The 2,633-nt window shown below is 32.7% G+C and carries 2 protein-coding genes; both read right to left on the reverse strand.

Going from position 1 to position 2,633, the window contains the following annotated elements; genetic code table 11:
* On the reverse strand, positions 1 to 1,635 hold a 1,635-nt coding region (locus tag Q0W95_RS07835; RefSeq protein ID WP_297791573.1), incomplete at its 3' end, for a recombinase family protein.
* Between the two features lie 96 nt (positions 1,636 to 1,731).
* Complete coding sequence (locus tag Q0W95_RS07840; RefSeq protein ID WP_237036037.1) at positions 1,732 to 1,893, reverse strand: hypothetical protein; 162 nt, start codon at positions 1,891 to 1,893, stop codon at positions 1,732 to 1,734.
* Positions 1,894 to 2,633: the final 740 nt, after the last annotated feature.

Genomic DNA, 2,633 nt, shown 5'->3' on the forward strand with positions numbered 1-2,633 from the left:
ATTGTCCAAACTTATATTCAAGTCATCGTCTATAATTGGGAGCTTGAAAGTAATTGATTTTAGCCATTGTCCGTTAGGTTGTTTTTCTTCATAAACTTGAATTTCAGAAATCAAAGCTGTAATTAACTGCCTACGCTCTACATCATTCATGACTTTATAGAGTTTATCAAAATAGATCAGAACCTTATATATGTTATCTCCTGTGAGTTTTTCAGCTTCAATAGTCTGTTTCTTTGCTTTTGCATCAATTAGTGATGATTCTAATTCATCTATTTTGTCATACATACGATATAGTCTATCATCTAAATCCTGTTTCCTTCTCTTATAATGCTTATCTTCAACATCTAAATTATCTATTTCTTCAATTAGCTTAAACTTTGTAGAATGACTCTTCCTCAATTCCTTTTGGTAATTATCTATTTCTTTTTCTATTTCAGAGGTGTCCACCTTCATGTTGATTTTTTCTTGCATCATAGAAGCAAATTTCGGATTACTTACAATCTTGACAATCACTTCTGCAACAGCATCATCTAACAATTCTTCTCTAATTTGCTTACGGAAAGTACACTTATGACCTCTTATCATCTGCCTATGTTTACAACCATAGTAATAAAAATCTTTATATTTTGTGCCATCTTTCTTTTTCTTTGTACACTTGTTTCCAAACATTCCCACTCCACATATCGGGCATTTTACAATTCCAGAAAGCAAGTGTGTGCGTGTATCTTTTCCTTTATTCACATGCTCATATTTCTTTGCTTGAGATTTTAGCTTAACCTGAGCAGCTTGCCAAACTTCATCGGAAACTATAGCTTCATGTATCCCTTCAGATATTAGATATTCATCTTGTTCAACCTGCTTATATTCATTTCTTGTACCATGAACTTTTTCTAAAGTTCTTCTTCCAAATGCTATTTTCCCATTATATACAGGATTCTTTAATATCTTTCTTATAAGACCTGCATCAAACAAAGGATTCTTACCATTCTGTCTTGGGATTTTTCTAATTCCATGATTCTCTAAGTATTTAGATAGCCCATTGGCTCCTATCGTAGTATTTACGTACTGGTCGAAAATCGTTCTTATGGCAACTGCCTCTTCCTCATTTATAAACAGCTTGCCGTCTTCAAGTTTATATCCATACGGAGCAAAGCCACCATTCCATTTTCCTTCCCTTGCTTTTTGAATGCGACCTTCCATTGTTTGAATACGGATGTTTTCTCTTTCTATTTCAGCCACAGCTGATAAAACAGAAATCATTAGTTTCCCGGCATCTTTAGATGAATCAATGCCATCTTCAACGCAGATAAGATTAACTCCATAATCCTGCATTATCTGAAGTGTAGAAAGAACATCAGCGGCATTTCTTGCAAATCTTGATAACTTAAACACAAGAACAAAAGATACTCCATCTTTTCCAGATTTTATATCTTCCATCATTCGATTGAACTGTTTTCTACCTTCAATAGACTTGCCAGACTTTCCGGCATCTTCATACTCTCCAACAATTTCATAATCGTTGTAAATAGCAAAAGCTTTCATTCTTGATTTTTGTGCCTCTAACGAATACCCCTCTATCTGTATTGACGTAGATACTCGTGTATAGAGGTATACTTTTATTTTTTCTTTTGACATAGCATTAACCTCAATATAACTTTCTATATCATATATAAACTTTGATTTTTGAATTTAAGTTTGGACTATAATTTCAAGTATATTATAACACTTTTATTAGTCCGTCTCAATTAGTGTTTTTGCCATGTCTAAACTATTTTTCATCTCTTGATTTTTTGCTGGCGTTGGATCGGGCAGATTATCTAAATCTAAAACACCAGCATATTTTGCAATCAGATTTGCTATTAAATCAGCCAATCCATTCCAGTCATTGTCCAATATATACCTCCTCTCTCTAAAGTTTTATATCTAATAATTATTTGTTTAATTAAGTTTTACGACATTGACAAGTGCTTTGGATTAGCAACATAGGAATCTCACCTCCGCCTCTATTCCGGATGAGCCGGCTTCAACCTTAGAAGTATCATTATCCTCATTTTCTTCATAGCGGATAGGGTATCCCTCCCTATATTCAAACTCTTACTTATCGCTCTCTTTCTTCTTCCCTTGCTTTTAGCTTAGCAGTACTTATTATGCCGAATTATTCAGCAGAAAGATCTTGGCGGATAGGTTATTACGCTCCAAAAATAATTAACGTCTTGTCTTGGTCTATTCAATTGTTAAGGTTCAAAATTTATCGAGAGTTATTAATCTTTTTAAAATTTGACCATCAGAAAATATTTATCTTGATGAAACAAAATTCTTTAAAATTTCCCTCTTATACTTAACAGTGAAAAGAAGTCTTTCTCGGTAACCAATTTTGAAATAGAATTTGCTTATGTAAAAAGGTCTAATTCCCACTGCATGAGTAACAGTGAAAATTAGACCCTCTTGTTAACTATCATCTAAAAGTCTTCTAGCATTTCTTTAATTTTCTAATCGCCTTTTAAGTGTCATATTTATCTTTTTATTATCACTGGCATACTTTTATACCTTTTTAGACTTAAAGTCTTTAATAGTGACTTTCCACCTCTTTTTATCTATAAAGATTCTCCTACATCATAGTTCATTTTTTTATT

The organism is uncultured Anaerococcus sp., assembly GCF_947253225.1.
In the GTDB taxonomy this organism is placed as follows: domain Bacteria; phylum Bacillota; class Clostridia; order Tissierellales; family Peptoniphilaceae; genus Anaerococcus.